The sequence below is a fragment of the Catellatospora sp. NPDC049111 genome, assembly GCF_040648615.1.
Classification (GTDB): domain Bacteria; phylum Actinomycetota; class Actinomycetes; order Mycobacteriales; family Micromonosporaceae; genus Catellatospora; species Catellatospora aurea.
In genome coordinates, this window is the sequence record NZ_JBEZEB010000017.1 from 1 (window position 1) to 26,234 (window position 26,234).

The window sequence follows — 26,234 nt, forward strand, 5'->3', positions numbered from 1 at the left end:
ACCTGGCTGGGAACCCCTCCCCCCCCCCCCCCGATTATAAACGAGTTGGGCATATCACAGCGAGGTGTTACATATCCTTCTCTTTCTATTAGCCCAACGTCTGTGTAAGGCGGGGGGTGGGTCAGACCGTGAACCAGGTGCGGAGCTGGGTGGCGGCCTGGGTGAGGGCGCGGCGGCCGGCGTCGAGTTCGCCGCCCATGCAGAAGAAGCCGTGCACCATGCCGTCGTATCGGGTCAGCGTCACCGGCACGCCCTCGCGCCCGAGCCGGCGGGCATACTCCTCGGCCTGGTCGCGCAGCGGGTCGTACTCGGCGGTGACGACCAGGGCCGGGGGCAGCCCGGCCAGGCTGTCCGCGCGCAGCGGCGAGGCCAGCGGGTTCAGCCCGTCCTCGGGCGTGGCCAGGTAGTTCGCCCAGTACCAGGCGACCGAGGTGGCGTTGAACAGGAACGGGTCGGTGCCCTCGCGCAGCGAGGCGGTGTGCGAGCGGTGGTCGGTGTTCGGATACACCAGCAGCTGCCCGGCCAGCGGCAGGTCGCCGTCCGCGCGGGCCAGCAGGGTGACCGCGGCGGCCAGGTTGCCGCCCGCGCTGTCGCCGCCGACGGCGATGCGGGCCGGGTCCGCACCGATCTCCGCGGCGTTCGCGGCGACCCAGCGCACGGCGGCGTGGCAGTCGTGCACCGCGGCGGGGAACTTGTGCTCCGGGGCGAGCCGGTAGCCTGCGGCGACGACCAGGCAGCCGACCGCGTTGGCGAGGCTGCGGCACACGGCGTCGGAGGTGTCGATGGTGCCCAGGGTCCAGCCACCGCCGAAGAAGTACACCAGCACCGGCAGCTCGCCGCCGAGCACCGGGCGGTAGATCCGGATCGGCAGCGGCCCGCCGGGACCGTCGATCTCGCGGTCGACCACCTCGGCGACCTTCTCCGGGTCGCCGCCGGAGGCCTGGATCGAGGCCAGGTCGGCGGCGCGGGCCTCGTCCACCGACAGCGTGTACAGCTGCGGGGTGTCGCTGGCTTCGCGACGCGCGCGCATCGCCTGGACCTGCGGGTGCAGTGGCATCGGAATCTCCTGCGCTCAGCCGTCCGCGGCGGCGGCGTGGACGAAGTCGGCGTTTCGGGGGTCGGCGAACAGCTCCCGCAGCGTCGGGGCCAGCGGCAGCACCTCGATGTGCTGCCGGAACCAGTCGGCCAGCTCGGTGAGCCGCCGCTGGGCGGTCGCGGCGTCGGCGGTGTGCACGGTGACCTCGCCCATGCGGGCGAACGTGTTCGCCGCGCCGCCCTGCACCCGCATGCCCTTGGGCACGAAGAGCCGGGCGTGCACCACGTCGGGCTGCGCCAGCACCTGCGCCACGGTCGGGCAGCCGAGCACGACTCCCGGACGCAGCGGCAGGAACGTGGAGGCGACGACGCCGTCGCGGACCCGCACCTCGGGCTCGCCGACCGGCCCCAGCAGGGCGCGCACCCCCTCGGCGGCAAGGTCGACGCCGTGCTTGTAGCGGATCTGGTCGCTGATCGGGCCGCCCGCGCGGCGCGCCGCGCACTCGCTGAACACCAGGTCGCCGGTCTCGGACAGGTGGAACAGCTCCATGTGGAAGACGCCGTCGGTCAGGCCCAGCACCCGCAGGGCTCCGGTGATCAGCGGCATGGCCAGGTCGTACGCCTGCTTGTCGGCGACCGGGTCGAGGCAGAAGGTCTGCACCGGCGCCTTCTCCAGCACCGCGCTCAGGCACGGCTGGGCATACCGGCCCAGGCTGAGGAAGCGCAACTCCCCTTCGGACAGCAGGCCGTCGGCGAACCACTCCTCGCCCGCGACGAATTCCTCGACCACGAAGGTGCGCGCGGCGGTGTTGTTCGCGCGGCACTGTGCGCTGATCCGGGCCAGGTCCGCGTCGCCCTCGACGACGAACGTCGACTGCGTCGCCATCCCGGCCACCGGCTTGACCACGGCTTTCGGGAACGGCAGCCGGTAACCGGCAGGCAGCTCGCGGATGTCCTCGATGACCTCGCACGCGGTGACCGGCAGCCCGGCCTCGCGTAGCGCCCGCTTTTGCAGGTACTTGTCGCGGAACAGCGCCACCGTGCCCGGCGGGACGCCCCGCGCGCCGAGCATGGCGGCCAGCGCGGCGGCGGTCATCAGCGCGGGGTCGTCGTAGGCGTAGACGGCGTCGAAGGAGCCGGGGCCGAAGCCCGCCCGCAGCAGGCCGTTGACGGCGGCGTCGAGGCTCTTGTGGTCGTCGACGAACACGGTGCACACGCCGGCGGGCAGCGGCAGCCAGCCGTCCTTGGTGGTCGCGCCGAGCAGCACGGTGGCGTCGACATCGGGGGCGAGCGCGGCCAGGGCGGGCAGGTCCGCACCCACCATCAGCAACCGCATCGGCCGACCGCCTCTCCCCGCCCGCGGCCCACCGCCCGCGGATCGAAGGTCACCGTATCGACGGCGACGGTGGGTGTCCAGAGCACCACCACTCGATACCTACGGATACTTCAATGCCTGCGTTCCTTGCTGGTACAAAGAACCCGACCGGCTTGAGAGGGAGTTCCGTTGTCCATCGCGACACCGCCGTCGCCCTGGCGCACCCGAGCAGCCATCCCCGGCCTGGTCGCCGCGGAGGCGATCTCGGTCATCGGCGGCCGGATGTCCTTCCTCGCGATCCCCTGGCTGGTGCTGGTCACCACGGGCAGCCCGGTCAAGGTCGGCGTGGTGGCGGGCGCGGAGACGCTGGCGTACGTGCTGAGCGGGGTACTGGCCGCGCCGCTGCAGGACCGGATCGGCTCGCGGGCGACCTCACTGCTGTCCGATGTCGGCAGCGCGGTGGTGATGGGCGCGATCGCGCTGACCGGGCAGCTCGGCTTCGGCGTGCTGATCGTGCTGTCCAGCCTGGCCGGGGCGCTGCGGGCGCAGGCCGACCGGTCCAAGAACAACCTGCTCAAGCCGCTGATGGACGCCGCGGGCACGGACTTCACCCGGGTCTCGGCGGCCCGGGAGGGCGTGCTGCGCACGTCCGGGCTGATCGGGGCCTCGGTGGGCGGGGTCGCCATCGCGGCGTTCGGCGCGATCGGGGCGATCTGGGTCGACGCGGCGAGCTTCCTGATCGGCGCGGCACTGGTCGCCTTCTTCGTTCCCGACCCGGCCCGCAAGGACGGCGAGCCGAAGAAACCCGCTCCCGCCGAGCCCTACCTGACCGCGCTGCGCGGCGGGTTCACCTACTTCACCTCCGAGCCGCTGCTGCGGGCGGTGACCGGGATGCTGTTCTTCACCAACCTGTTCAACCAGGCCAGCGCCGTGGTTTTCGTGCCGATGTGGGTGCTGACGGTGCTGGACTCGCCGGTCGCGCTGGGGTCGGTCGCGGCGGCGTACGCCATCGGGATGATCGTGGGCAGTGTCGTGTTCGCGACTCTGGCGCCGTACCTGCCGCGGTACAGCGCGCTGGTCTTCGGGTATTTCGTCGGCGGTGCGCCGCGCTTCCTGGTCTTCGCGCTCAGCGACAACCTGACCGTGATCGTCGTGGTGACCTTCATCAGCGGCATGGTGATGTGCTCGGTGAACCCGACCGTCGGCGCGGTCATCTACCAGCGGGTGCCCGGCCCGATGCTGGCCAGGGCGGGCGGCATCATCATGGCCGTGGCGATGGCCGGGATCCCGCTCGGCGGTGTGCTGGCCGGGCTGGTCGTGGAGCGGCTGGGTTTCGTCAACGGGGTGCTGCTGTCGTCGGTGCTGTACTTCGCGGTCACCCTGACCCCGGTCATCCGGCACCGGGTGTGGCGCGAGCTCAACGACGCCGGGGCGCGCGGCCCGACGGCCGATCCGGCGGTGGCGCTGCCGCGGGGGTACGGGCTGGCCGCGACCGCGCTCGGCCCCCGGGTCACGCTGCGCTACAGCGACGGCGAGTGGACGCTGCACGCCAGGTCGGGGCTGCGCCGGCTGGCCCCGCGACGGGTGCTGCGCGCCAAGACCGCGGCCCACGCGCTGGCACAGCTCGACGCACCGGCGGTGCACGAGGCAGTCCGCGAACTGGCGCGGCACGAGCACGACGGGGCGGGGCGCGAGGCGGCCCGGCTGCGTGCCGAACTCGCCCGGATGGAATTCGCGATGAGTCAGATAAATGTCGGATTGCGGCCCTCTCATCTGCCATGAAAAGCCCGAATTTTGGCTGGTCCATTCACGTATCGACAGACTTAAAGCGAGCATTGCAAGTGCATCGATCTCCTTGCTAGTCTCCGGATTCACCGGGTCCGTCGGGGGCGCACGGCCCAGGTTCCAGCACACTTGCGACACCTGGCGGAGCAAATCATGAGCAATACGGGATGGGCGACCGGCGCGCCCTTGGCGGCGACCCCCGACTGGGTGGACGAGCTCCTGCTCGCCGGAGACGACCGCGACGTCTGCCTCCACTTCGGCTCCCCCGTGGACCGCGCGGCGCTGCGCCACGCCGTCGCCGACCGCGCCGACACGCTGCGCCGGCTCGGCCTGACCCGGGGCGGCTCGATCGCCCTGCGGCTGCCGCCGTCCCTGGCGTACGTGGCGAACCTGCTGGCCGCGTGGCGGATCGGGGCGCAGGTGGCGCTGCTGGACCACCGGCTGACCGCGTACGAGACCGATCGCGCCCTGGACCGGCTGCAGCCGCAGGTCGTGGTGAGCTTCAGCGGCGCCCTGCCGGGCGGGCTGCGCGCCTTCTACGAGGTCACCGACGTCGCCGAGGCCCGCGACGGCAGGCCCGCCGAGACCGGGCACGCCGTGGTGCAGCTCAGCTCCGGCTCCACCGGCCCGTCGAAGGTCATCGCCCGCACCGCGGAGCAGCTGGTCGCCGAGGTCGACCGGTACACCCGGATCGACGGGGTGCCGCTGCCCGGCGAGCGGGTGGTGCTGCTGGCCTCGGTGGTGCACGTGCTCGGCCTGGTCGGCGGCCTGCTCTACTGCCTGCACGCGGGTGTCGAGCTGGTGCTGCCGGAGCGGCTGACCGTGGACGCCATCCTGCGCGCCGTCGAGGCCGGGGACGCGCCGACCACGCTGCTGGGCGTGCCGTTCCACACCGAGCTGCTGGCCTCCAACCCGAACCCGCCGAAGCTGCCGCAACTCAAGCGCATGACCACCGGCGGCGAGCTGGTGCGCGCCGAGGTCGCCCAGCGCTTCACCGAGCGCTACGGCATCGTGCTGGGCAACATGTACGGCATGACCGAGGTCGGGGTCATCGCGACCGACCTGTTCGGCGAGCACCGCCCTTCGCTCATGCCCGCGCCCGGCATCACCGTCCGGGAGTCCGACGGCGAGCTGCTGATCGCGACGCCGGAGAGCCCGTACGTCGGGCTGTCCGACCCGACCCGCTGGGTCGACGGCTGGCTGCACACCAAGGACGCGGGCCGGGTCGACCCGGCGACCGGCCTGATGACGGTGCTGGGCCGACTCGACTCGCAGGTCTCGGTCGGCGGCCTCAAGGTGGACCTGACCGAGGTCGAGCACACGCTGGCGGCCCTGCCAGGCGTGGAGAGCGCGGTGGTCGTCTACGACGGCGGCATCGAAGCGTTCGCCGTGGTGCCCGACCCGGACGCGGCCGCGGCCCTGGAGGGCGAGCTGGCGATCCGGCTGGCGCCCTACAAGCGGCCGCGGGTGCTGCACATCGTCGAGCAGCTGCCCCGCACCGCGACGGGCAAGCTCGTCCGCGACCGAGCGGTGCTGCGTACGGCGGACCCGACGGCGGCTCCGTAGCCGACGCGCACCACCCGTCCCCCGACTGCCATCCCGATCCGGGCCCGTTGGGCCGTCCACCATGGAAGGAAGTCAACATGAGCACCGACGTACGCCAGTTCATCATCGACGCGATCGCGGACATGAACTACCCGATCGACGACGTCGACGCCGACACTCCGCTGGGCTCGGCGGGCGTGGACCTGGAGTCGCTGGCCGTCGCCGAGCTCGCGGTGCGGGTGGAGGACACCTACGGCGTGAAGTTCAGCGACGAGGAGGCCGAGCAGATGGCGGCCATGACCGTCGGCGAGTTCGCCGAGGCGATCCGCGAGCGCGGCAATCTGGCGAGCGCGTGATGGACACCCCCGTCGCGGCCGCCGGGTCCCTCGGCGTGCCGCGCCAGCGCGACGGCGAACCGCAGTCCCCGAACCGGGACGAGGTCGTCGCGATGCTGGCCAGCTACGGCGAGCGCAGCCCGGAGCAGGTGCGCGAGCGCATCGACTCGCTGGAGCTGGCCTGGCTGGTGCACCAGGTCGAGCAGCGCCACGGGCGGATGCTCGACCTCGACGACGACGTGCTCGTCCGGATGACCACGGTGACCGGCGCGGTCGAGGTGCTGGCCGAGGTGCTGGCGGAGCCTGCCGGTGACTGAACCGCGCCCCGCCCCGGCCCCGCGGCCCGACCGCGTGCCGGTCGTGGTCACCGGGTTGTCGGCGGTCAGCGCGTACGGCCGGGGCGCCGCGGCGCTGTCGGTCGGCCTGCGTTCGGGGCGGCCGGCGTTCGCGCCGGTCACCCGTTTCGATGTGAGCGCCCGGCGGGTGGGCGTCGGGGCGCTGCTGCCCGGCGTGCCGGTGCTGCTCGACGAGCTGCTCACGGTGGTGGACGAGGCGGCCGCATCGGCCGGATTGTCCGCGGCGGACCGGGCCGCGACCGCCCTGCTGCTGGCCGTGCACGGCGAGCCCGACGGGTCCCGCGGCCTGCCGGACCGGCCCGGCCGCACCGGCGCGTTCGGCAGGACCGTCACCGAGAAGGCGGGGCTGTCCGGCAGCGTGCGCACGTACACCAGTGCCTGTGTCGCGGCCAGCACCGCGGTCGCCGACGCCGCCGCGGCGGTGGCCGCCGGTGACGCCGAGCGCCTGGTGGTGGCCGCCGGTTACCTGGTCGAACCGGACCAGTTCGCCCTGTTCGACGCGGGCCGGGCGCTGGCCGCCGACGGTGCGGTGCGCCCGTTCAGCGCGGACCGCAAAGGCCTGCTGCTCGGCGACGGGGTGGCCGCGGTCGTGGTGGAGTCGGCCCGTGCCGCCCAGGCCCGGGGCGCGACGCCGCTGGCCCGGGTGCACGGCTGGGGCCGGGCCGGGGACGGCTACCACGTGGTGCAGCCGCGGCCCGACGGCGCGGGCCTGGCCAGAGCCATCGAAGCCGCACTCGGCCGGGCGGGCCTGGCCCCCGAGCAGATCGGCTACGTCAATGCGCACGGCTCCGGCTCCGCGCAGAGCGACGCCGCCGAGTCCGCCGCCCTGCTGCGTGCCCTGGGCGGACACGCTTCCACGGTCCCGATCAGCTCGACCAAGTCCCTGCACGGCCAGGCCCTCGAAGCCTCGCCGCTGCTGGAACTCGTCGCGACGGTCCTGTCCCTGCGCGAGGGCTTCCTGCCGGTGAACGCGGGCTACCTCGGCCCCGACCCCGACTGCCCGCTCCACGTGCTCACCGAAACGGCGGCAGCCCGCCCGCAGTACGCCCTCAGCCTCAACGCCGCCTTCGGCGGCGCCAACACCGCCCTCCTGATCGGCCTCCCATGAGTGCGCTGGTGGAGGTGGCGCGGGGGGCGTGGCCGGAGTCCGGTGGGGACGTCGAGCCGCCGGTGTTGGCGGGGTTCGTGATGTCGTCGTTCAGTCCGCTGGTGGCGGAGGCGGCGCGGCGGTGCCTGAGCCGGGCGTACGGGCAGCCGCCGGTCGCACCCGAGCGCGGACGGCGTACCGCGGTGATCATCTCTTCGGCGACCGGGGACGCCGCGACGGCGGCCGAGGTGGCGCGGGCCGTGGATGGCGGGCGGCGGCTGGGGCCGCTGCTGTTCTTCCAGGCCGTGCCCAACGCGGTGGCCGGGTACGTGGCGGCGCGGTGGGAGCTGGGCGGGCCCGTGGTCTCGCTGAGCCCCGGCGGCGGCGCCGACCCCGTCGCGGAGTCCCTGGCCGAGGGCCTGGCCATGGCGTCGCTGCTGATCCGCGACGGCGACGCCGACGAGGCCCTGATCGTGGTGGCCGAGCAGGCCCTGACCGACGGCGAGCGCGACCGCGCGCTGGCCGTGCTCGTGCGTGACAGCGCAGTGAACCGACCGAAGGAGTAGCAGCGATGGGAACCAATCTGCGGGCGATCCTCGCCGCCGACGCCGACCTCGGCGCGGGCAACGTCATCACCAGGCTGCTGGCGCACGGGGCCGACCCCGCCGGGCCGGGGCTGACCTTCGACGTCGACGTCGACGGCCACCCGGCGTGGGAGCCGCTCACCCTGGGGCAGCTCGACGAGCGGGTCGCGGCCCGCGCCGCGTGGCTGCACCAGCGGGGCATCGGCTGGCGCGACCCGGTCGCGGTGTACGCCAGCACGTCCGCCGACGTCATCCTGTCGTTCCTCGCCCTCAACCGGATCGGGGCGATTCCGGCGCTGCTCAACGGCAACCTCAGCGGCGAGATCGCGGCCGAATACATCCGCCGGCTGCGGGCCGAGGCGGTGCTGACCGACCCGAAGCACGCCGCGCTGCTGGAGGGCCGCGACTTCGGCTCGCGCCTGCTCGGCGACATCACCGAGATGGGCTCGGCGGACCCGGCGGCCGCTCCCCCGCCGTACCGACACCACCCGGACGACCCGATCTCGATCACGCACTCCTCGGGCACGACCGGCCTGCCCAAGGCGATCGTGCACTCGCACACCACGCTGTTCGCGGCGACCCGCAAGATCCGGCTGTCCGGCCCGCGGGCGCAGGGCACCGAGCGGGTCGTCTGCGCGCTGCCGTCGGCGCACACGGCGGGCATCCTGTCCATCAACCAGGCCCTGTGCAACCGCGCCGAGCTGGTGTTCCTGTCCTCGCAGCGGGGCGACTACGTGCTCGACGCGATCGAGCGGTTCCGGCCGACGGGAGTCTTCGGCTTCGCGGTGACCTGGGCCGACATGGCCCGCCACGACCTGAGCAAGCGCGCCGTGGACTCGGTGGCGATCTGGTTCAACACCGGCGACTGCGCGCACGAGGCGCACATCCGCCCGCTGGTCGCGGTGGGCAGTCACAACACGGTCACCAGGGAGGGCGTGACCCGGGTGAAGGGCTCGATGTTCATCGACGGCATCGGCTCCACCGAGATGGGCCACTCCGCGTTCCACATCACCCACCGGGTCGACACCGAACGCTACGACCGCTGCATCGGCCGCCCGCACGTGTTCGCCGACGTGGCGGTGCTCGACGACGCCGGCGAGCCGGTGGCGGCGGGCGTGGTCGGGCACCTGGGCCTCAAGTCGCCGACGGTGAAGCTGATGTACTGGAACGACTCGGTCACCGAGTACCGCACCCGGCAGTCGGGCTACTACCTGACCGGCGACCTCGTCTACTTCGACGAGGACGGCTACTACTACCACGTGGACCGGGCGGTGGACTCGGTCGTGCTGGACGGCGGCCAGTGGCTGCACACCTCGCTGACCGAGGAGAAGATCCTGGCGAGCTGCCCCGACGTGCTCGACTGCACGGTGGTCGCGGTGCGCGAGGACGGCAAGGTGGTCACCGACGTGCTGCTGGTGCTCAAGGCCGGGGCCGACGCCGGGGCGGACCGCCGCGAAGCGGTGCTCGCGGCGCTCGGCGAGCACGCCGCGCCGACGCTGCGCGACGTCAACGCGGTGCACGACGAGGACATCCCCACCGGCGCCACCGGCAAGGTGCGCAAGCTGGTGCTGCGCGAGCGCGCCCTGGCAGGTGCGTCGCGATGACTCGAAACCGTCCTGACATCGTCGTCACGGGCATCGGGCTGGTCACCCCCGTCGGGCAGGACCTGGACGGGATCTTCGATGCGCTGTGCACCGGCCGGTCCGGGATCGTGGTCACCCCCGAGGGGCACCCCGGGCAGGGGTCGCTGGAGGTGATGGGCAAGGGCCCGGACATCGAGGCGGCCAGCGTGCTGCCGGGTCCGGAGGCCCGCACGCTGGACCGGTACATCGTGCACGCGCTGGTCGCCGCGGCCCAGGCGGTGGCCGACGCCGACCTGGTGGTGGGCCGCGACGTGGACCCGTACCGGGCCGCGACCGTGGTGTCCGGCACGGGCGGGCTGGCCACGCTGGAGGCACAGGTCATCACGCGCACCCAGAAGGGCCGGCTCGGGGTGAGCCCGTACCTGCTGCCGGGCATGCTGCCGAACATGGCCACCGCGCGCATCGCCATCAAGTACGGCCTGCGCGGCTACAGCTCCTCCATCGGCACGGCCTGCGCGGCCGGGGCGCAGTCGATCGCCGAGGGCATGCGCATCCTGCGTTACGACGAGGCGGACGTGGTCCTGGTCGGCTGCGGCGAGGCGCCGCTGTTCCCCACCCTGGCCGACACCTTCGGCAACACCCGGGCGCTGGCCAAGGGCTGGACCGAGGACCCGACGGCGGCCAGCCGCCCGTTCGACACCCGGCGCAACGGGCTGGTGCTGGCCGAGGGGGCGGGGGTGTTCGTGCTGGAGCGGGCCGCGGACGCGGACGCGCGGGGCCGCCCGGCGTACGCGACGCTGCACGGCTGGGGTGCGACCACCGACGCCCACCACCCGACCACGCCCCGGCCCGACGGCGACGGGCAGGCCGAGTGCATGCGACGGGCGCTGGCCGACGCGGGGCTGTCGCCGGCCGACATCGGCTACCTCAACGCGCACGCCACCAGCACCAAGCTGGGCGACGTGGCCGAGTCGCTGGCGGTCAACACGGTGTTCGCCGACGCCATGCCGCCGGTCAGCTCGAACAAGGGCGTCACCGGGCACATGCTCGGCGCGTCCGGGGTGATCGAGGCCGCGGCGACGGTGATGGCGCTCGGGCACGGGCTGCTGCCACCGACGGTGAACCTCGAAGACCCCGATCCCGCGTGCGATCTCGACCATATTCGCGGCAAGGCTCGGCAAAGTCCCATCGGTTTTGCACTGTCCAATTCATTCGGATTCGGCGGACATAATGTGAGCCTTGTCCTGGGTCGACCCACCACGAGACTCAGCCGTTTTGCTGAGTGAGGTGTCACCGAATCGTTTGCCGTACGCAACATACTGTCGCAATTAAATATTTGCGTAGTTAGGTATTGAGGGACATCAGCACAACCGGCTAGCGTGACAGTCAGACGGCCCTCGCCGGAGCGCTCAGCTCCGGCGGATGGGTCGCGAACAACGGACGTCACAGGGGCACGACGGCCAATCGGAGCGTGGTGGGTTCATTCGGCGTGCGCCGCGACAGCGGCGGCACCGGGCGAGCCACGATCCGTGACCCGTTCCACGCCCATCCACCTGGCGCGGAGCGAGTCCTAGCAGTCAGTGCAAAACAGGACATCGTACGCCAAGGGGTAGGTAGCAAATGAACATTCTCGGCATCGACCACCTGGAGTTCTACGTCGGTGACGCCCGGCAGACGGCCTACTATCTGTGCACGGCATTCGGATTCCGGATCTGCGGGCAGGGCGGGCCGCAGACGGGCCTGGCCGGGCAGCGCTCGCTGCTGCTGCAGCACGGCGACATCCGCATCGTGCTGACCTCGGGCCTGGTCGCCGACCACCCGGCCACGCTGTACGTCGGCCGTCACGGCGACGGCGTCGCCGTCATCGCCTTCGAGACCGACGACGCCGCCGGCGTGTACGACACCGTGGTCGGCCGGGGCGCGACCGCCCTGGAGACGCCCACCGTGCACGAGAACGCGGCTGGGCGCGTCGTGACCGCGAGCGTCTCCGGCTTCGGCGACGTCACCCACCGGCTGGTCGAGCGGCACGGCTCCCGCTGGGAGTTCCTGCCCGCCACCATCGAGATGACCGCCGACGAGCAGTCGTTCGCCGACGACCTGCTCCAGGTCATCGACCACCTCGCCATCTGCGTGCCGGCCGGGGAGATCGCCGCCACCTCGCGCTACTACCAGGACGTCTTCGGCTTCGCCGAGATCTTCGAGGAGTACATCGAGGTCGGCGGCCAGGGCATGGACTCCAAGGTGGTGCAGAGCCCGTCGCGCCAGGTCACCTTCACGCTGATCGAGCCGGACCTGTCGCGCCGCCCGGGGCAGATCGACGACTTCCTGTCCTGGCACGCCGGGGCGGGGGTGCAGCACGTGGCGTTCCGCACCAACGACATCGTCACCGCGGTGCGCACGTTCGCCGAGCGCGGGGTGGGCTTCCTCAGCACGCCGCAGACCTACTTCGACGCGCTGGAGCAGCGCCTGGGCAGCGTCGACCTGCCCATCGCGGAGCTGCGCCAGCTCGGGGTGCTGGTCGACACCGACCACTACGGCGAGCTGTACCAGATCTTCACGCAGTCGATGCACGTGCGCCGGACGCTGTTCCTGGAGCTGATCGAGCGGCACGGCGCGCTGACCTTCGGCAGCAGCAACATCAAGGCGCTGTACGAGGCCAAGGAGCGCGAGCTGGCGGGCCCCGCCGAGGCGGCACAGGCGGCAGCGCCGGACGCCCGCCCCGCCGGCCTGGCCGCCGCCTGAGACCGGGACACCCCCGTGCACCACACCACCCACCACATCCAGGCGAGGAGCTACCCCCATGGCTGAGCAGTTCAATCTGACCGACGAGGAGCTGGAGCTGCTCCCGTCCGACGAGGACGTCGCGTTCTACGCCGCGCACGGCTGGTACCTGACGAAGAAGCTGTTCACCGACGCGGAGGTCGACGAGCTGGTCGAGGCCAGCGAGCGCTTCTACGCCGGGGAGCGCAGCCGCTCCCTGCCGCTGCGCCCGCGCCGCCTGGCGTACTGGGAGCCGCAGCACGGCGACGTGCAGCGGCACAACGACTACGTGCACTACGAGCACGACGGCCTGGCCAAGCTGCTGCGCAAGCCGCTGATCGGCGCGGTCGCGGCCCGGCTGGCCCAGGCCGACGAGATCCGCATCTTCCAGTCGACGCTGATCTTCAAGCCGCCGCGCCCGGAGGAGCCGACCAATGTCGTGCCGTGGCACTTCGACCGGCACTACTGGGCGTCGTCGACCTCGGAGCGCATGCTCACCGCGTTCATCCCCTTCCACGACTGCGGCGAGGAGATGGGCACCATCACGATGGTCGACGGCAGCCACGCCTGGCGGGAGACCGGCAACAACGACTCCACCGCCAAGCACTTCGCCGAGCGCGACAAGGAGGACCTGGAGGTCCTGCTGGCCCGCAACGCGGAGTTCAACGGCACCACCGTCACCAAGGTGCCGATGATCATCCCCAAGGGCCACATGAGCTTCCACCACTGCCGCACGTACCACGGCAGTGCGGGCAACCGCAGCGACCGTCCCCGCCGCGCGGTCTCCCTCCACCTGCAGGACGGCGAGAACCAGTACCGCCCGTACGCCCTCAGCGACGGCACCGTCGTCGGCTACAACCACGACGAGCTGGTCCGCCGCACCCCTGACGGCCGCCCCGACTACGCCGACCCCGACTACTGCCCGGTGCTCTGGACCTCGGCTCAGCACTGACCGACCACCCGATCGACAAGGAGAGAGCAATGTCGCGTTACGACTGGGGCCAGACGCATCCGGGCATCACCCGGCTCGAAGAGGCGGTGAGCGAGGCCCGCAACGCCGTCGTCACCCACCCGCTGTACGCCGCGCTGGACAACCACCAGGCCATCGTCACGTTCATGGAGCACCACGTCTTCGCGGTGTGGGACTTCATGTCGCTGCTGAAGTCGCTGCAGCGCCACCTGACCAGCGTCACCGTGCCGTGGATCCCGAGCGGCCCGACCGGCAGCCGGCGCCTGATCAACGACATCGTGCTGGTCGAGGAGAGCGACGAGCTGCAGGGCGGCTTCATCAGCCACTTCGAGCTGTACGTCGGCGGCATGGACCAGGCCGGCGCGGACACCACCGCGATCAACCACCTGATCAAGATGCTGGGTGAGGGCAGCACGGTGGAGCAGGCGCTGACCGGGGCGGACGTCAACCCGGTCTCGGCGGACTTCGTGCGCACCACCTTCCGCTTCATCGACACGCTGCCGATCCACTGTCAGGCCGCGGCGTTCGCGTTCGGCCGCGAGGACCTGATCCCGGACATGTTCCAGCAGGTCATCAAGGTCAACCAGGAGGGCGGCAAGCTCGACACGTTCGTCGACTACCTGGCCCGCCACATCGAGGTCGACGGCGAGTTCCACACCCCGATGGCCATGCAGATGGTCACCGACCTGTGCGGCGACGACGACGAGAAGTGGGCGCAGGCGGCGCAGACGGTCAACGCGGCGCTGGCCGCCCGCCAGAAGCTGTGGACCGGCATCCACTCCGCCATCCTGGCGAGCTGAGCACCCTCTCTTTTTTCGACCGTGGCTCACAACCGGCCAAGCCGGATTGTGAGCCACGGTCTCGGCATCTGCGGCCTGGCTCACAAGCTGTCTCGCACGCCTGTGAGCCGAGGCTCCGGAACACCCTCACCACAGCTCGGAGAGCACCATGAACGAAGCACTGGCCCGACGAAAACTCCTCGGCATCCTGTCCGGAAGCTGGGTCGCGCAGGGAGTGTACGCGCTGGTCCGGCTCGGCGTGCCGGACCTGATGGCGGACGGTCCGGTGCACGTCGGCGACTTGGCCCACCGGTGCGGCGCGGACCCCCGCGCGCTCGGCCGGCTGCTGCGGGCACTGGCGCTGATGGGCCTGTTCACCCGGCCCGCTCCCGACACCTACGGGCTCACCCCCACCACCGAGCTGCTGCGCGCCGACGTGCCCGGCTCGGTGCGGCTGAACGCGCTGATGCAGGGCGACGAGGTGTTCCGCTCGTTCGCCGAGATCATGCACACGCTGCGCACCGGCCGCCCGGCCTTCGAAGCGGTGTACGGCCGCCCGTTCTACGACTACCTCGGCGACAACCCCGAGGCCGCGGCGGTGTTCAACGAGTCCATGGGCGACCAACGCCCGCCGGAGGCACTGGCCACCTGCGACCTGAGCGGTGCGCGCATCGTCGTCGACGTCGGCGGCGGCAACGGCAGCCTGCTCGTCGAGCTGCTGGAACGGCACCCGGAACTGCAGGGCGTGCTGCTGGAACTGCCCGACGCGGCCGCCGCCGCCCGCGCCAAGCTGGCCGAGGCCGGACTCGCGGGGCGCTCGGCGTGCGTGGAGGGCAGCTTCTTCGACGGCGTGCCCGACGGCGGCGACGTCTACACACTGGCCCGGGTGCTGCACAACTGGAACGACGACAACGCGATCGCGATCCTGCGCCGGGTGCACGCGGCGCTGCCGCCGCACGGCCGCGTGATCGTGCTGGAGGAGTTCCTGCCCGAGGAGGCCGACCCGGCGGGCCGCTCCGCGGCCGGGCTCGTCGACCTGCTCATGCTGGTCACCCTGGAGGGCCACGACCGCACCGAGAACGAGTACCGGGAACTGCTGGGCAAAGCGGGCTTCGAGATCGTCGCGGCCCGCACGGGAGTACTGGAGGCGCGGGTCGCATGAGTGCCGCGGAGAACCTGTACCGGACCATGCGGCTGATCCGCAGGTTCGAGGAGCGGGCGATCGAGCTGGTCCACGCCGGGGAGATCGTCGGCGGGATCCATCCGTACATCGGGCAGGAGGCCATCGCCGCGGGCGTGTGCGCGGCGCTGCGCGACGACGACGTCATCACCAGCACCCACCGCGGGCACGGGCACGTGCTGGCCAAGGGCGCGGACCCGGTGCGCATGCTCGCCGAGCTGACCGGCCGGGCGACCGGCCTCAACCGGGGCCGGGGCGGCTCGATGCACGCCGCGGACTTCAGCAGGGGCATCTACGGCGCGAACGGCATCGTCGGCGCGGGCGGAGCCATCGCCACCGGCGCGGCCTGGGCCGCGGTCAAGGAGGGCAGCGACCGGGTCGCGGTCAGCTTCTTCGGCGACGGCGCGGTCAGCCAGGGCGTGCTGCTGGAGACGTTCAACCTGGCCGCGCTGTGGCGGCTGCCGGTGCTGTTCGTCTGCGAGAACAACGGGTACGCCACCACCCTCACCGTGGAGAACTCGGTCGCCGGGTCCATCACCGGCCGCGCCGAGGCGTTCGGCATCCCCGCGGTCGGCGTGGACGGGGCCGACGCGGCGGCGGTGCTCGACGCGGCCCGCGACGCCGTGGCCCGCGGCCGCGCCGGGGGCGGCCCGAGCTTCATCGAGGCCACCGCGTACCGCTTCGACGCCCACCACACCTGGGAGCACAAGGCCCGGGTGCGCTACCGCAGCGACGAGGAGGTGGCGGCCGGCCGGTCCCGCGACCCCCTGGACGTGCACGGCTCCCGCCTGGACACGGAAACCAGGGCCGGGATCGACGCCGAGGTCGAGGCGCTGATGGCCGAGGCGGTCGCGTTCGCACTGGACAGCCCGCGGCCCGACCCGGCGGGCGCGCTCGACCACCTCTACGCCACCGGCATGCGGGGGCGCAACGGAATCGGACTACTCGACACGGCGGTGCGGTGATGGCGAGACTCTCCTACCTCAAGGCCCTGCAGCGGGCGCTGGCCGACGAGATGGCCCGCGACGCCGACGTGTGCGTGCTCGGCGAGGACATCGGCGTGGCCGTCAACAACGTCACCACCGGCCTGCTGGCCAAGCACGGCCCGGCCCGCGTCGTCGACACCCCGCTGTCCGAGCAGGCGTTCACCAGCTTCGCGACCGGCGCGGCGCTGGCGGGGCTGCGCCCGGTCATCGAGTTCCAGATCCCGTCGCTGCTGTTCCTGGTCTTCGAGCAGATCGCCAACCAGGCGCACAAGTTCTCGCTGATGACCGGCGGGCAGGCGAAGGTGCCGGTGACGTACTTCGTGCCGGGTTCCGGGTCCCGCAGCGGCTGGGCGGGGCAGCACTCCGACCACCCGTACGGGCTGTTCGCCCATGTGGGGGTGAAGACGGTGGTGCCGGCGACGCCGGAGGACGCGTACGGGCTGTTCCTGACGGCGATCCGCGACGACGACCCGGTGGTGCTGTTCGCGCCCGCGGGCTCGCTCGGGGTGCGTGGCGACGTGGACATGGACGCACTCGGGCCGGTGCCGCTGGGCGTCGGCCGGGTGCACCGCGAGGGCACGGACGTGACCGTCGTCGCGGTCGGGCACCTGGTGCAGGCCGCGCTGGCCGTCGCCGAGCAGCTCGCCGACCAGATCTCGGTGGAGGTGTTCGACCCGCGCTCGCTGTTCCCGTTCGACTGGGCGGGGCTGGCGGCGTCGGTGAACAAGACCGGGCGGCTGGTCGTCGTCGACGACTCGAACCGGATGTGCGGCATCGCCGGGGAGATCCTGGCCACCGCCGCCGAGGAGATGCGGCTGACGGTGCCGCCGAAGCGGGTCACCCGGCCCGACGGCGCGGTGCTGCCGTTCGCGAGCGAACTCGACCTGGCTGTTCAGCCCCAGCAGGACCAGTTGCTCACCGCCGTGCAGGAGGTCTACAAGTCCAGCCGCTGAACGGCGGCAGCCGCCGGGTGGGGGAACCCCGGCGGCTGCCTCACCTGAGGAGGAGTGCTCAGTAGACGCTCACGCCGTAGACGCTGAGCGGCTCGGTGACCGGCTGGAAGTACGTCGTGCCACCGGTGCTGCAGTTACCGCTGCCGCCCGAGGTCAGGCCGAGCGCGACGGTGCCCGCGAACAGCGAGCCGCCGCTGTCGCCGCCCTCGGCGCACACGTTGGTGCGGATCAGGCCGGTGACGGTGCCCTGCGGGTAGTTGACGGTCGCGCCGGTGCCGAGCACGCGGCCGCTGCGCAGGCCGGTGGTGCTGCCGCTGCGGTACACGGTCTGGTTGACCACGGCGTTGGCGGCGCTGGTGATGTCCTGGTAGCTGCCGTTGTACAGGTAGACGTCGCCCGGGTGGGAGATCGTGCTGTCGTAGCGCACGATGCCGTAGTCGTTGCCGGGGAAGCTGCTGCCCACGCGGGTGCCGATCAGCTGGGTGCGAGCCGAGTTGGCGTACCAGCTCGACGCCAGGTTGGTGCAGTGGCCGGCGGTGAGGAAGTAGTAAGCGCCGCTGGCGCTGCGCACGTTGAAGCCGAGCGAGCAGCGCGAGCCGCCGCCGTAGATGGCGTTGCCGCCGGAGATGGTCGGGCTGAGCGTGCCCGCCACGGTCTCCACCCGGACGCTGTCGCCCAGGCGGTCGGTGACAGCCTTCAGTTTGGCCAGCTTCGACCCGGTGACGGTGCTGTCGGCGGTGACCACGACCTGGTTGCTGATCGGGTCGGTGTACCAGGAGGTGCCGGAGATGCGGGCGAGCCGGTCGAGTTCGGCGGTCGCGCCGCTGAGCTGTGCGGCGCTGCGGGTGACGAGGCGGGCGACGCCGCCTGCGGCGCGGACCCGTGCGGCGGCGGCCCCGTCGGTGACCGTGACGACGATCTTGCCGGCGTTGTCCTGGTAGACGCCGGCCGAGTCGATCTGGGCCGCGAGAGCGGTTGCCGCGTCGGCGGTCAGAACGGGCTCGGTGGCCGGGGCGGCCTGGGCCGTCGCCGGGACCAGCAGACCCGCGGCGAGCAGGGCGGCGGCAGCCGCGCGTACGGCCGTGCGCCGGGTCATGGAGCTCGTGTGGAGCATGGGTTCCTCCTCGGGGTTGTGGCATGTGGTGACATGCCGGAGGTGACCGAGTTGCCCGGATGAGGCGCTCAGTCGTGGAACACGATGCCAAACCTTGCAAGAATCTTCAATATTTAGCTTGCTAAATATATGTGCCAACAACGCCGAGCGTGCAACCTCGACGGCGCCGGGAACGTCCGGCCGCGGCGGATGATCGAGGCAGGGCTCGACGGAGTAAGATCGATTTCATGGCGACGGCTCTCGTACTGATCGACCTGATGCCCCGCATCGTGGCGCTGCCCGTGGAGCCGCACTCCGGCGACGACGTGCTGCGGCGGTGCGTCCAGCTGGCGACCGCGTTCCGGGCGGCGGACCGCCCGGTGGTGCTGGTGCGCGTCGACCGGCCGAACGTGCCCACCCAGCCGCCCGGCAGCGACCTGGTCGAGGGCCTGGCGCAGCCCGGCGACGTGCTCGTGGTCAAGCGCACCATCGGCGCGTTCCACGGCACCGACCTGCACGAGCGGCTGCGGCAGCGCGGCGTGACCACCCTCGTGCTCGCGGGCCTGGTCACCACCATGGGCGTCGAGTCCACCGCGCGCGTCGCGAGCGACCTCGGCTACGACCTCGAATTCGTCGAGGACGCCATGTCCGGCCTGGCCACCGACGAACACGAGATGGCCGTCCGCCGCACCTTCCCCCGCTTCGGCCGCGTCCGCACCACCGCCGACTACCTCTGACCCCCGGCGCGACCCGCGGCGGTGGGCGGACGCGTCAGGGGCGGCCCAGGTGGAGGCCTAGGCGGCGGACGGTGAGGGCGGCGCAGATGCTGTGGCTGCGCAGGTTGCCGTGCACGCCGTCGGCGCTGTAGCTGGCCGGGTCGCGCTCGGCGGGGTGGCCGGTGCAGTTGACGTGGATCGCGCCGAGCCGGGCCGCGAGCGCCGCGGTGCGCGCCGACAGCATCCGCATCCGCTCCCCCACCTGCTGCTTCACCGGCTCGGGAAACGACGGGGCGAAAGAGACGTCGAACATGCCGACGGTGATGACGTCCGCGCCCGCCGCGCGCAGCGCGGTGATCATCGCGGCCAGCTCCGCGTCCACCGCGTCCGGCTGGTACGAGCGCCGCATCGCGTCGTTGCCGCCCGCCGAGATCAGCGCCAGGTCCGGTGCGAACTCCAGCGCGCGGTCCAGCTGCTGCGCACGGATCTCCGCCGCGCGCAGCTCGCGTACGCCCAGGTTGAGATAGCTCAGGTCGGGCTGCTGCTGGGCCAGCTCGCTGCGGATGCGGTCGCACCAGGCCTGCTCCACGTATCCGGGCACCGGGTCGCCCACCCCCGAGGCGACGCTGTCGCCCAGCACCACGAAGCGCTTCCACGGGTGCCCGGCCAGCAGCGCGGCCGCCTCGCCGGGGCGCAGGCAGTACGGGTCGGCCGCCTCCGGCATGGCGGCGTACCCGTCAGCCATGGCTGGCCGCCTTGCTGTTCGGCGTCTGCTGCACCGGCAGCCGGACCTCGCTCAGTTCGGCCATCTCCGACAGCCCGGCCAGCTTCGCCTCCAGCTCGGCCAGCTCGCTGCGCATGCGCTCGGCCTGCCGGGTGGCCTCGGTCTGGTCGACGGTGAGCGCCTCCTCGACGCTGCGGCGTACGCCCGGGACGTCCAGCAGGGCCAGCATGTTCAGCGCCTCGGCGCTCTTCACCAGATGCCGCGAGCCCAGCAGCGCGCGGCCCTTGCGCACCTCCACCAGCCACTGGCCGTTGGCGTAGGCCAGCGTCACGGACAGGCGGGCGGGCAGCCGGGCCGCGCCGGTGAGCACGGCCGGCGCACCGGCGCTCAGCTGCCGCCAGGTGCGGTATGCGAACACCGGCGCGAGCAGCGCCACCAGGTAGGCCCCGGCCGCGGCGGCCAGCGCCCAGCGCAGCTCCAGCCGGGGCAGCGCCCAGGCCGCGGCGGCCGTGCCGAGCGGCACGCCCAGGTAGGCCACCCCGGCGGCGAACGCGCCGACCCGGCTGCGCACGGGCACCGGCACCCGCTGCGACAGCAGCATGCCCAGCGGCGGCGTCACCGACGACATGGTCGCCCCGCACACGGCGGCCACCACCGCGACGATCAGCTGCACCGGCGGCAGCCCGCCGACGACCGCGGCGGCCCCGCCCCCGGCGAGGAAGGCCAGCGCGAGCAGCAGGTGCCGGGACGGCGCCCGGGTCAGCCCGGTCAGCACGACCGACCCGGTGACCGCGCCGAGCGCGAACGCCCCGCCGACCAGGCCGAGCAGCTCCGGTTCGCCCAGCACGTGCTCGACCCAGGCCGCCACCAGCAGCACGGCACCGGCCTGCACCAGCAGGTTCGTCACGAACAGCACGGCCGCCAGCCGGCGCACCAGCCCATCGGCCCGCAGCTCGGCCATCGCGCTGCGCCGCAGGTCACGCGCCTGGGTACGGGCGATCGGGAGCGCCTGGGCGCCGTCACCGGCCGGACCGGTTTCGGCTGCGGCATGCCGCCCACGCGTGGCCGGACCGCCGTCGGCCCGCTCGGTTTCGCCAGCCCGGTCGCGGGCGGTGGCCTGCGAAGCGTCGTCTTCCGGCGAGGCCGCGACGCGACCGTTGAGCCGCGGATCGCCCACCACCCCGGTGGCCGCGGCGACTCGGCCCTCGGCCGCCGCATCGTCTGCGGCGGCGTCTCGGTCGGCCGCCCGGGTTTCGTCATCGGATCGCACTCCGGCGGAGCCCGATGCCGAGTCGGCGGGCAGCACCTCGCCGCTGAGCACTTCGGACGGCGGCACGGCGGCGTCGGGACGCGGCCGCACGGTGACCGCCTGCACCAGCATCGCCGCACCGAGCAGGCACAGCACCGCATCCAGCCACAGCACCCCGGCGGGGCCCAGGCGCACCGCCAGCACTCCGGCCGCCGCTCCCCCCGCCAGCAGCACGAGCACCTGCAGTGCGCGGACCAGGCCCGATCCGGGCGGCCGCGCACCGTCGTCGGCGGCGTCGCGGCGTACCGCGTCCCTGGCCCGGTCGCCGATCGACCGCAACGCGCCGGCCAGGGCCGCCAGCACGCCCAGCCCGACCGCACCGAGCAGGTCCGACTTCGCGGCCAATGCCGAGTCGGGCAGCGCGAAGTACGCTATCCCCGCCAGCGCGGGCGCGCTGAGCAGGTCGGCCGACACCGCCAGCCGCACCGGGCGCAGCCGGTCGGCCAGCGCCACGCCCAGCGGCCCGGCCAGCAGGTAGGCCAGCACCTGGGCCGCCGAGACCAGCCCGACCGCCTGCCAGCCGGCCTCCCCGGTCAGCAGCAGCCACGGCACTGCCAGCAGCGACACCCGGGTGGCCAGTGTCGACACCGCCGCGGCGGCCAGCACGGGCAGCGCCGCGGCCTGCTCGGCCTGCTCCGGTGCCGGGTCGCCGACCGCGGGTGCGGCGTGGATCGTCATCACTGTCCTCCAGAACCGGTGCGCGCGGCGTACCGCTCCCGCAGCGCCTTCTTGTCGACCTTGCCGAACTCGGTCAGCGGGAACGCCTCGATGAACTCGACCTGCTGCGGGGCCCACATCGCGTTGAGTTCGGCGGTGGCGAGCCGGATCAGCTCCGCCCCGGTGACGGTGCCGTCGGGCGTGCGCACGACGTACGCGTACACCGCCTCACCCTCCAGCTCGTGCGGGACGCCGATGACCGCCGCGGCCTGCACCTCGGGGTGGGCGGCCAGCGCGTCCTCGACCGGGCGGCAGAAGACGTTGGTGCTGCTCAGCCCGGTCACGATCATGTCCTTGACGCGGTCCAGCAGGTACAGGTAGCCGTCGTCGTCCAGCCGGCCCACGTCGCCGGTGCGCAGCCACCCGTCCACCAGCGTCTGCGCGGTCAGCTCCGGCATGCCCCAGTAGCCGCGCATCAGCAGCGAACCGGTGATCCACACTTCACCGACCGTGCCGGGCGGCAGCACCTGGCCGTCGGAGTCGCGGATCTGCACGCGCACGTCGCCGTACGGGATGCCGCACGAGGACAGCCGTTCGGGGTGCGCCGGGTCGTGGTCGAGTCCGGGCAGCGCCGAGATGAACGGGGACTCGCTCATGCCGTACACGATGCGCAGCACCGGGCCGAAGCGCTCGATCGCCTGGGTGAGCCGGGTCGGCGAGGCCGCCGCGCCGGACACGGTCAGCGTGTGCAGGCTGCTGAAGTCGACCCCGGCCGACTTCGGGTCGTCGAGCAGCACGGAGAGCAGCGGCGGGGCGAGCAGCGTGCTGTTGATGCGTTCGCGCTCGACGGTGTCGTAGAACAGCGGGTAGTCGAGGCCGTCGTGCAGGAACGCGGTGCCGCCGGTGAACAGCGTCATGAACACGGCGGTCTGCGCGCTGACGTGCCAGGTGCCAGCGATCAGCAGGTGCCGCAGGGTGGGCTGACCGCTGTGCAGGTAGTACTCCGACAGGGCGTGCAGCGCGGCGAAGAAGCCGTGGCCGTGGTGCACCAGCTTCGGCGAGCCGGTGGTGCCGCCGGTCTGGAACAGCGACGACGGCTCCTGGGTGACGCCGGCCGGGTCGAACGGCAGCGTGATCGCGGGTGTCCCGGCGGTGAGGTCGGGCCCCTTGCCGCCGGACCCGAAGCAGAACACCGGCCGCGGCGCGGCGAGGGCGGCCAGCTCCGCGCCCATCTCGGGCAGCTTGCCGGCGTCGTAGACGAACGCGTCGACCTCGGCGAGGTCGAGGAAGCCGCGCCGGAAACGCGGCGGGGCGTTGTTGGCGATCCAGGCGGTGCGGCAGCCCATCAGTCCGGCCGCGAGCTGCAGGAAGATCGACTCGGCGGGGTTGCGGGCGAGCACGCCCAACGCCTGTCCGGGGCGGACGCCGTGCGCCCACAGCGCCCCGGCCATCGCGATCACCTCGGCGCGCACCTCGGCGTAGGAGTAGCGCCGTCCGTCGACCGCGACGAGCGCTTCAGTGTCACCGAATCCGGCGAAGAGCGTCAATGCCTTGGCGGCGTAGTTGTCTGCCGGATCGTACGTTCGGTCGCCCACGGTCGAGTCACCCCAGTTTGGTCAGAAGGCAGCGGATTCGCTGGTGGCAGGCCGATTCCGGGTGTGTGGCAGCGGCCTACGCGCAGGAGGTTACCGCCGTGGGGGTGAATCATCCACCACCTAGGGTCGTCGATTCGTACACTCATCATTTTCCAATCGGGACATTTGCGTATGCAGACGTCTTGAGCGGACGGTACATCGATTCCGATGGTGCCAAGCGCGCTCCGATCGGCTTAGACTGCCGACCTGACACCACGGAGCCCGGCACCGCCGCGCACGCGGCGCGATGGGCGACGCCCGGGTTCCGGTGACCGATGGTCGACAACACCTCTCCGCGACCGAGGAGCCCCACCCCGATGAACAGCCCCCGGCAACGGCAATTCCTGATGGCCCTGGTCACCCTGGTGACCGTGGGCTCGACCCTGCTGGTCGCCACCGCGAACAGCCAGGCCGTCGCCCCTGAGCCGGAGGCCTGGGTCGGCTCCTGGTCCGCGGCGCTGACCCCGGCCGGGGCGGGCAAGTCCAAGGACGGCTTCTCCGACCAGACCATCCGGATGTTCGTGCACACCTCGGTCGGCGGCACCCAGGCCCGCATCCGGCTGTCCAATCGGTACGGCACCGCGCCGCTGACCATCGGCCGCGCCACGCTCGCCCTGCCGTGGCCCGAGGCCGGGCCCGGCGACCTGAAGCCCGGCTCGGTCGTCGACGCCACGTTCAACGGGCAGAAGCAGGTCACCATCCCGTCCGGCGGCAGCGCGGTGAGCGATCCCGTGCCGATGGAGATCCCCGCGTCGCAGGACATCGCGGTGAGCCTCTACGTGCCGGCGCAGCCCAAGCCGAACCCCGCCACCTGGCACCTGTACGCCCGGGAGACCGCCTACATCGGCACGGGCGACCACGCGAGCGCGGCCAGCGGCGCGAAGCTCGCCGAGACCCGTAACAACTGGTACTACCTGGCCGGGCTCGACGTGCTCAACCGCAGCGGGCAGGGCTCGATCGTGGTGCTCGGCGACTCGATCACCGACGGCCTGAAGACGACCGTCAACGCCGACCGCCGGTGGACCGACTACCTGGCCGCGCGGCTGGTCAAGGAGGCCCCCGACGGCAGGGCCCCGGGCATCCTCAACGCGGGCCTGTCCGGCAACCGGCTCACCCTCAACGGCGCCGACCTCGGCGTCAACGAGCTGGGCATGAACGGGGCGTCCCGGTTCCACTTCGACGTGCTCGGGCAGACCGGGGTGCGCACGGTCATCCTGGCGCTGGGCATCAACGACGTCTGGCTGAGCCAGGACACCGCCGACAACATCATCGCGCGCATCCAGCAGATGGCCTCGGTGGCCAGGCAGTCCGGCTTGAAGATCATCGTTTGTACGCTGAGCCCCTGGAACGCCTTCGAGTCCGCCCCGGGCGTGGTGGCGTACACCCCGATCCTGGACTCGGTGCGACTGCAGGTGAACTCGTACATCCGCACCAGCACCGACTTCGACGGGGTCATCGACTTCGACGCCGCACTGCGCGACCCGGCCAACCCGACCAAGCTGCGCCCCGAGTGGGACAGCGGCGACCACATCCACCCCAACGACGCGGGCAACGAGGCGATGGCCAAGGCGATCCCGCTCGACCTGCTCCTCGCCGACGACTCCGACGAGGACTGACGTGGTCGCCGAGGTCTCGCTGGCGTCGCTGCACACCGACGAGGTGCGCCGCGATCCGTACCCGTTCTACGCGCGGTTGCACGCCCTCGGTCCGGTCTGCAAGGTCGCGCCGGGCGACCGGTACAGCTACGTCGTGCACGGGTACGAGGCCTCGACGCAGGTGCTGCGCGACTCGGCGACCTTCAAGGTGATGGACGAGACGCTGCTCGGCGCGAAGCCCAGCTGGGAGGGCAACCGGGCGCACGCCGTGTTCATGAACTCGGTGTTCTTCACCAACGCGCCCCGGCACACCCGGATGCGCAAGATGTTCAACCAGGCGTTCACCCCGCGCCGGGTCAACGCGCTCGACCCCGCGATCGAACGGCTCACCGCGGACCTGCTCGACCGCCTCGCCGAGCAGGCCGCGGGCGGCGCGAAGGTCGACTTCATGAGCGAGTTCGCCTTCCCGCTGCCCGCCAACGTGCTCGGCGAGCTGCTCGGCGTGCCCGAAGCCGACCGGGCCTGGTACCGCCCCCGGGCGCTGGCCCTCGGCGCGATCCTGGAACTGGGCGGCGCGACACCCGACAACGTCGCCGCCGCGAACACCGCCGCCGAACAGATCACGCCGTACTTCGCCGAGCTGGCGGCGCGGCGGCGCGTGGACCCGCGCGACGACATGGTCACGGCGCTGGTGCAGGCGTTGGAGTCCGACGGCGGGCAGCTGTCCGAGGAGGAGCTGGTCGCGAACCTGATCGTGGTGTTCAACGCTGGCTTCGTCACCACCACCCACCTGCTCGGCAACGGGCTGACCCTGCTGCTGGAGCGGCCCGACCAGCTGGCCCGGCTGCGCGCCGACCGATCGCTGACCCCGCGGTTCGTCGAGGAGATCCTGCGCTACGAGGTGCCCACGCACTTCTCGGTGCGCTTCGTGGCGCAGGACACCGAGGTCGCCGGGGTGCCGATCCCGGCCGGCTGCTGGGTGCTGGTGCTGCTGGCGGCCGCCAACCGCGACCCGGACCGGTTCGCCCACCCGGACGTGTTCGACCCCGACCGGACCGAGACGTCCACGCTGAGCTTCGGCGCGGGGGCACACTACTGCCTGGGCGCCGCGCTGGCGCGGCTGGAGGGGCAGCGCGGGCTGGCCATGCTGCTGGAGCGCTTCGCCGACATCCGGCTCGCCGAACCGCCCGGCACCCCGCGCCAGCTCATGCTGCGCGGCCACGAGCAGCTCTGGCTCACCCTGAGCTGATCCG

Annotated in this window: 23 protein-coding genes; 17 read left to right on the forward strand and 6 right to left on the reverse strand. The window is 72.3% G+C overall.

Features of this window, described 5'->3' with window-relative positions:
• Nucleotides 1–121: 121 nt before the first annotated feature.
• Together AB0B66_RS22885 and AB0B66_RS22890 are read right to left on the reverse strand one after the other, a co-directional pair.
• On the reverse strand, nt 122–1,057 hold the full coding sequence (locus AB0B66_RS22885; protein WP_360533264.1) for an alpha/beta hydrolase: 936 nt from the start codon (nt 1,055–1,057) through the stop codon (nt 122–124).
• Between the two features lie 15 nt (nt 1,058–1,072).
• On the reverse strand, nt 1,073–2,371 hold the full coding sequence (locus AB0B66_RS22890) for an ATP-grasp domain-containing protein (protein WP_360533267.1): 1,299 nt from the start codon (nt 2,369–2,371) through the stop codon (nt 1,073–1,075).
• A gap of 168 nt (nt 2,372–2,539) precedes the next feature.
• Between AB0B66_RS22890 and AB0B66_RS22895 the strand changes: the two genes are divergently transcribed.
• From AB0B66_RS22895 to AB0B66_RS22960, 14 genes are all read left to right on the forward strand, one after another.
• Entirely contained in the window at nt 2,540–4,132 is a 1,593-nt protein-coding gene (locus tag AB0B66_RS22895) for an MFS transporter (RefSeq protein ID WP_360533270.1), read from the forward strand.
• Between the two features lie 156 nt (nt 4,133–4,288).
• Nucleotides 4,289–5,701: a fatty acid--CoA ligase family protein gene (locus AB0B66_RS22900; protein ID WP_360533273.1), complete on the forward strand. Its 1,413-nt coding sequence runs from the start codon at nt 4,289–4,291 to the stop codon at nt 5,699–5,701.
• A gap of 77 nt (nt 5,702–5,778) precedes the next feature.
• A complete protein-coding gene (locus AB0B66_RS22905; RefSeq protein ID WP_120316423.1) occupies nt 5,779–6,036 on the forward strand; it encodes an acyl carrier protein in 258 nt (85 codons plus the stop codon).
• 92 nt (nt 6,037–6,128) lie between these two features.
• Entirely contained in the window at nt 6,129–6,332 is a 204-nt protein-coding gene (locus AB0B66_RS22910; protein ID WP_166386422.1) for a hypothetical protein, read from the forward strand.
• The gene (locus AB0B66_RS22915; protein ID WP_360533276.1) at nt 6,325–7,479 is read left to right on the forward strand and encodes a beta-ketoacyl synthase N-terminal-like domain-containing protein; all 1,155 of its coding nucleotides are present in this window, start codon (nt 6,325–6,327) and stop codon (nt 7,477–7,479) included. Before AB0B66_RS22910 ends, AB0B66_RS22915 begins: the two co-directional genes overlap by 8 nt.
• Complete coding sequence (locus tag AB0B66_RS22920; RefSeq protein ID WP_360533279.1) at nt 7,476–8,024, forward strand: beta-ketoacyl synthase chain length factor; 549 nt, start codon at nt 7,476–7,478, stop codon at nt 8,022–8,024. Before AB0B66_RS22915 ends, AB0B66_RS22920 begins: the two co-directional genes overlap by 4 nt.
• 5 nt (nt 8,025–8,029) lie before the next feature.
• Complete coding sequence (locus tag AB0B66_RS22925; protein ID WP_360533282.1) at nt 8,030–9,646, forward strand: class I adenylate-forming enzyme family protein; 1,617 nt, start codon at nt 8,030–8,032, stop codon at nt 9,644–9,646.
• Entirely contained in the window at nt 9,643–10,911 is a 1,269-nt protein-coding gene (locus AB0B66_RS22930; RefSeq protein ID WP_360533285.1) for a beta-ketoacyl-[acyl-carrier-protein] synthase family protein, read from the forward strand. The genes AB0B66_RS22925 and AB0B66_RS22930 overlap by 4 nt, the downstream gene beginning before the upstream one ends.
• Before the next feature lie 334 nt (nt 10,912–11,245).
• Complete coding sequence (gene hppD, locus AB0B66_RS22935; RefSeq protein ID WP_360533288.1) at nt 11,246–12,367, forward strand: 4-hydroxyphenylpyruvate dioxygenase; 1,122 nt, start codon at nt 11,246–11,248, stop codon at nt 12,365–12,367.
• Between the two features lie 58 nt (nt 12,368–12,425).
• Nucleotides 12,426–13,337, forward strand: coding sequence for a phytanoyl-CoA dioxygenase family protein (locus AB0B66_RS22940; protein WP_360533291.1), 912 nt, complete (start codon nt 12,426–12,428; stop codon nt 13,335–13,337).
• Between the two features lie 29 nt (nt 13,338–13,366).
• Complete coding sequence (locus AB0B66_RS22945; protein WP_360533294.1) at nt 13,367–14,155, forward strand: DUF3050 domain-containing protein; 789 nt, start codon at nt 13,367–13,369, stop codon at nt 14,153–14,155.
• Nucleotides 14,156–14,303: 148 nt separating this feature from the next.
• Nucleotides 14,304–15,296 carry a methyltransferase gene (locus AB0B66_RS22950; RefSeq protein ID WP_360533297.1) on the forward strand — a complete coding sequence of 331 codons (993 nt, stop codon included), beginning with the start codon at nt 14,304–14,306 and terminating at the stop codon, nt 15,294–15,296.
• A complete protein-coding gene (locus AB0B66_RS22955; protein WP_360533300.1) occupies nt 15,293–16,279 on the forward strand; it encodes a thiamine pyrophosphate-dependent dehydrogenase E1 component subunit alpha in 987 nt (328 codons plus the stop codon). Before AB0B66_RS22950 ends, AB0B66_RS22955 begins: the two co-directional genes overlap by 4 nt.
• Complete coding sequence (locus tag AB0B66_RS22960; protein ID WP_360533303.1) at nt 16,279–17,253, forward strand: transketolase C-terminal domain-containing protein; 975 nt, start codon at nt 16,279–16,281, stop codon at nt 17,251–17,253. The genes AB0B66_RS22955 and AB0B66_RS22960 overlap by 1 nt, the downstream gene beginning before the upstream one ends.
• 58 nt (nt 17,254–17,311) lie before the next feature.
• On the opposite strand, the gene AB0B66_RS22965 is transcribed toward AB0B66_RS22960, so the two are convergent.
• Nucleotides 17,312–18,349 carry a S1 family peptidase gene (locus tag AB0B66_RS22965; protein WP_360533634.1) on the reverse strand — a complete coding sequence of 346 codons (1,038 nt, stop codon included), beginning with the start codon at nt 18,347–18,349 and terminating at the stop codon, nt 17,312–17,314.
• A 245-nt stretch (nt 18,350–18,594) separates the two neighbouring features.
• Between AB0B66_RS22965 and AB0B66_RS22970 the strand changes: the two genes are divergently transcribed.
• Nucleotides 18,595–19,083, forward strand: a complete 489-nt coding sequence (locus AB0B66_RS22970) for an isochorismatase family protein (RefSeq protein ID WP_360533306.1) — start codon at nt 18,595–18,597, stop codon at nt 19,081–19,083.
• A 34-nt stretch (nt 19,084–19,117) separates the two neighbouring features.
• Here the strand turns inward: AB0B66_RS22970 and AB0B66_RS22975 are convergent, their stop codons facing one another.
• Genes AB0B66_RS22975 through AB0B66_RS22985 form a run of 3 tightly spaced genes read right to left on the reverse strand, consistent with a single transcriptional unit; the run spans nt 19,118 to nt 23,347 of the window.
• Nucleotides 19,118–19,807: an SGNH/GDSL hydrolase family protein gene (locus AB0B66_RS22975; protein ID WP_360533309.1), complete on the reverse strand. Its 690-nt coding sequence runs from the start codon at nt 19,805–19,807 to the stop codon at nt 19,118–19,120.
• Nucleotides 19,800–21,773, reverse strand: a complete 1,974-nt coding sequence (locus AB0B66_RS22980) for an MFS transporter (RefSeq protein WP_360533312.1) — start codon at nt 21,771–21,773, stop codon at nt 19,800–19,802. The genes AB0B66_RS22975 and AB0B66_RS22980 overlap by 8 nt, the downstream gene beginning before the upstream one ends.
• Nucleotides 21,773–23,347 (reverse strand): AMP-binding protein, encoded by a 1,575-nt coding sequence (locus AB0B66_RS22985; RefSeq protein WP_360533315.1) that lies wholly within the window; start codon nt 23,345–23,347, stop codon nt 21,773–21,775. The genes AB0B66_RS22980 and AB0B66_RS22985 overlap by 1 nt, the downstream gene beginning before the upstream one ends.
• Nucleotides 23,348–23,703: 356 nt before the next feature.
• Between AB0B66_RS22985 and AB0B66_RS22990 the strand changes: the two genes are divergently transcribed.
• Together AB0B66_RS22990 and AB0B66_RS22995 are read left to right on the forward strand one after the other, a co-directional pair.
• Nucleotides 23,704–25,002 carry an SGNH/GDSL hydrolase family protein gene (locus AB0B66_RS22990; RefSeq protein WP_360533318.1) on the forward strand — a complete coding sequence of 433 codons (1,299 nt, stop codon included), beginning with the start codon at nt 23,704–23,706 and terminating at the stop codon, nt 25,000–25,002.
• A 1-nt stretch (nt 25,003) separates the two neighbouring features.
• A complete protein-coding gene (locus AB0B66_RS22995; protein WP_360533321.1) occupies nt 25,004–26,230 on the forward strand; it encodes a cytochrome P450 in 1,227 nt (408 codons plus the stop codon).
• The last annotated feature ends 4 nt before the right edge of the window (nt 26,231–26,234 follow it).

Bases quoted from the DNA above. Each gene is read 5' to 3' on its own strand.
- AB0B66_RS22905 (WP_120316423.1), top strand. From the start codon at position 5,779: ATGAGCACCGACGTACGCCAGTTCATCATCGACGCGATCGCGGACATG.
- AB0B66_RS22990 (WP_360533318.1), top strand. From the start codon at position 23,704: ATGAACAGCCCCCGGCAACGGCAATTCCTGATGGCCCTGGTCACCCTG.
- AB0B66_RS22930 (WP_360533285.1), top strand. From the start codon at position 9,643: ATGACTCGAAACCGTCCTGACATCGTCGTCACGGGCATCGGGCTGGTC.
- AB0B66_RS22885 (WP_360533264.1), bottom strand. From the start codon at position 1,057: ATGCCACTGCACCCGCAGGTCCAGGCGATGCGCGCGCGTCGCGAAGCC.
- AB0B66_RS22980 (WP_360533312.1), bottom strand. From the start codon at position 21,773: ATGACGATCCACGCCGCACCCGCGGTCGGCGACCCGGCACCGGAGCAG.
- AB0B66_RS22910 (WP_166386422.1), top strand. From the start codon at position 6,129: ATGCTGGCCAGCTACGGCGAGCGCAGCCCGGAGCAGGTGCGCGAGCGC.
- AB0B66_RS22925 (WP_360533282.1), top strand. From the start codon at position 8,030: ATGGGAACCAATCTGCGGGCGATCCTCGCCGCCGACGCCGACCTCGGC.
- AB0B66_RS22960 (WP_360533303.1), top strand. From the start codon at position 16,279: ATGGCGAGACTCTCCTACCTCAAGGCCCTGCAGCGGGCGCTGGCCGAC.
- hppD (WP_360533288.1), top strand. From the start codon at position 11,246: ATGAACATTCTCGGCATCGACCACCTGGAGTTCTACGTCGGTGACGCC.
- AB0B66_RS22940 (WP_360533291.1), top strand. From the start codon at position 12,426: ATGGCTGAGCAGTTCAATCTGACCGACGAGGAGCTGGAGCTGCTCCCG.
- AB0B66_RS22975 (WP_360533309.1), bottom strand. From the start codon at position 19,807: ATGGCTGACGGGTACGCCGCCATGCCGGAGGCGGCCGACCCGTACTGC.
- AB0B66_RS22955 (WP_360533300.1), top strand. From the start codon at position 15,293: ATGAGTGCCGCGGAGAACCTGTACCGGACCATGCGGCTGATCCGCAGG.
- AB0B66_RS22950 (WP_360533297.1), top strand. From the start codon at position 14,304: ATGAACGAAGCACTGGCCCGACGAAAACTCCTCGGCATCCTGTCCGGA.
- AB0B66_RS22920 (WP_360533279.1), top strand. From the start codon at position 7,476: ATGAGTGCGCTGGTGGAGGTGGCGCGGGGGGCGTGGCCGGAGTCCGGT.
- AB0B66_RS22970 (WP_360533306.1), top strand. From the start codon at position 18,595: ATGGCGACGGCTCTCGTACTGATCGACCTGATGCCCCGCATCGTGGCG.
- AB0B66_RS22945 (WP_360533294.1), top strand. From the start codon at position 13,367: ATGTCGCGTTACGACTGGGGCCAGACGCATCCGGGCATCACCCGGCTC.
- AB0B66_RS22900 (WP_360533273.1), top strand. From the start codon at position 4,289: ATGAGCAATACGGGATGGGCGACCGGCGCGCCCTTGGCGGCGACCCCC.
- AB0B66_RS22965 (WP_360533634.1), bottom strand. From the start codon at position 18,349: ATGACCCGGCGCACGGCCGTACGCGCGGCTGCCGCCGCCCTGCTCGCC.
- AB0B66_RS22890 (WP_360533267.1), bottom strand. From the start codon at position 2,371: ATGCGGTTGCTGATGGTGGGTGCGGACCTGCCCGCCCTGGCCGCGCTC.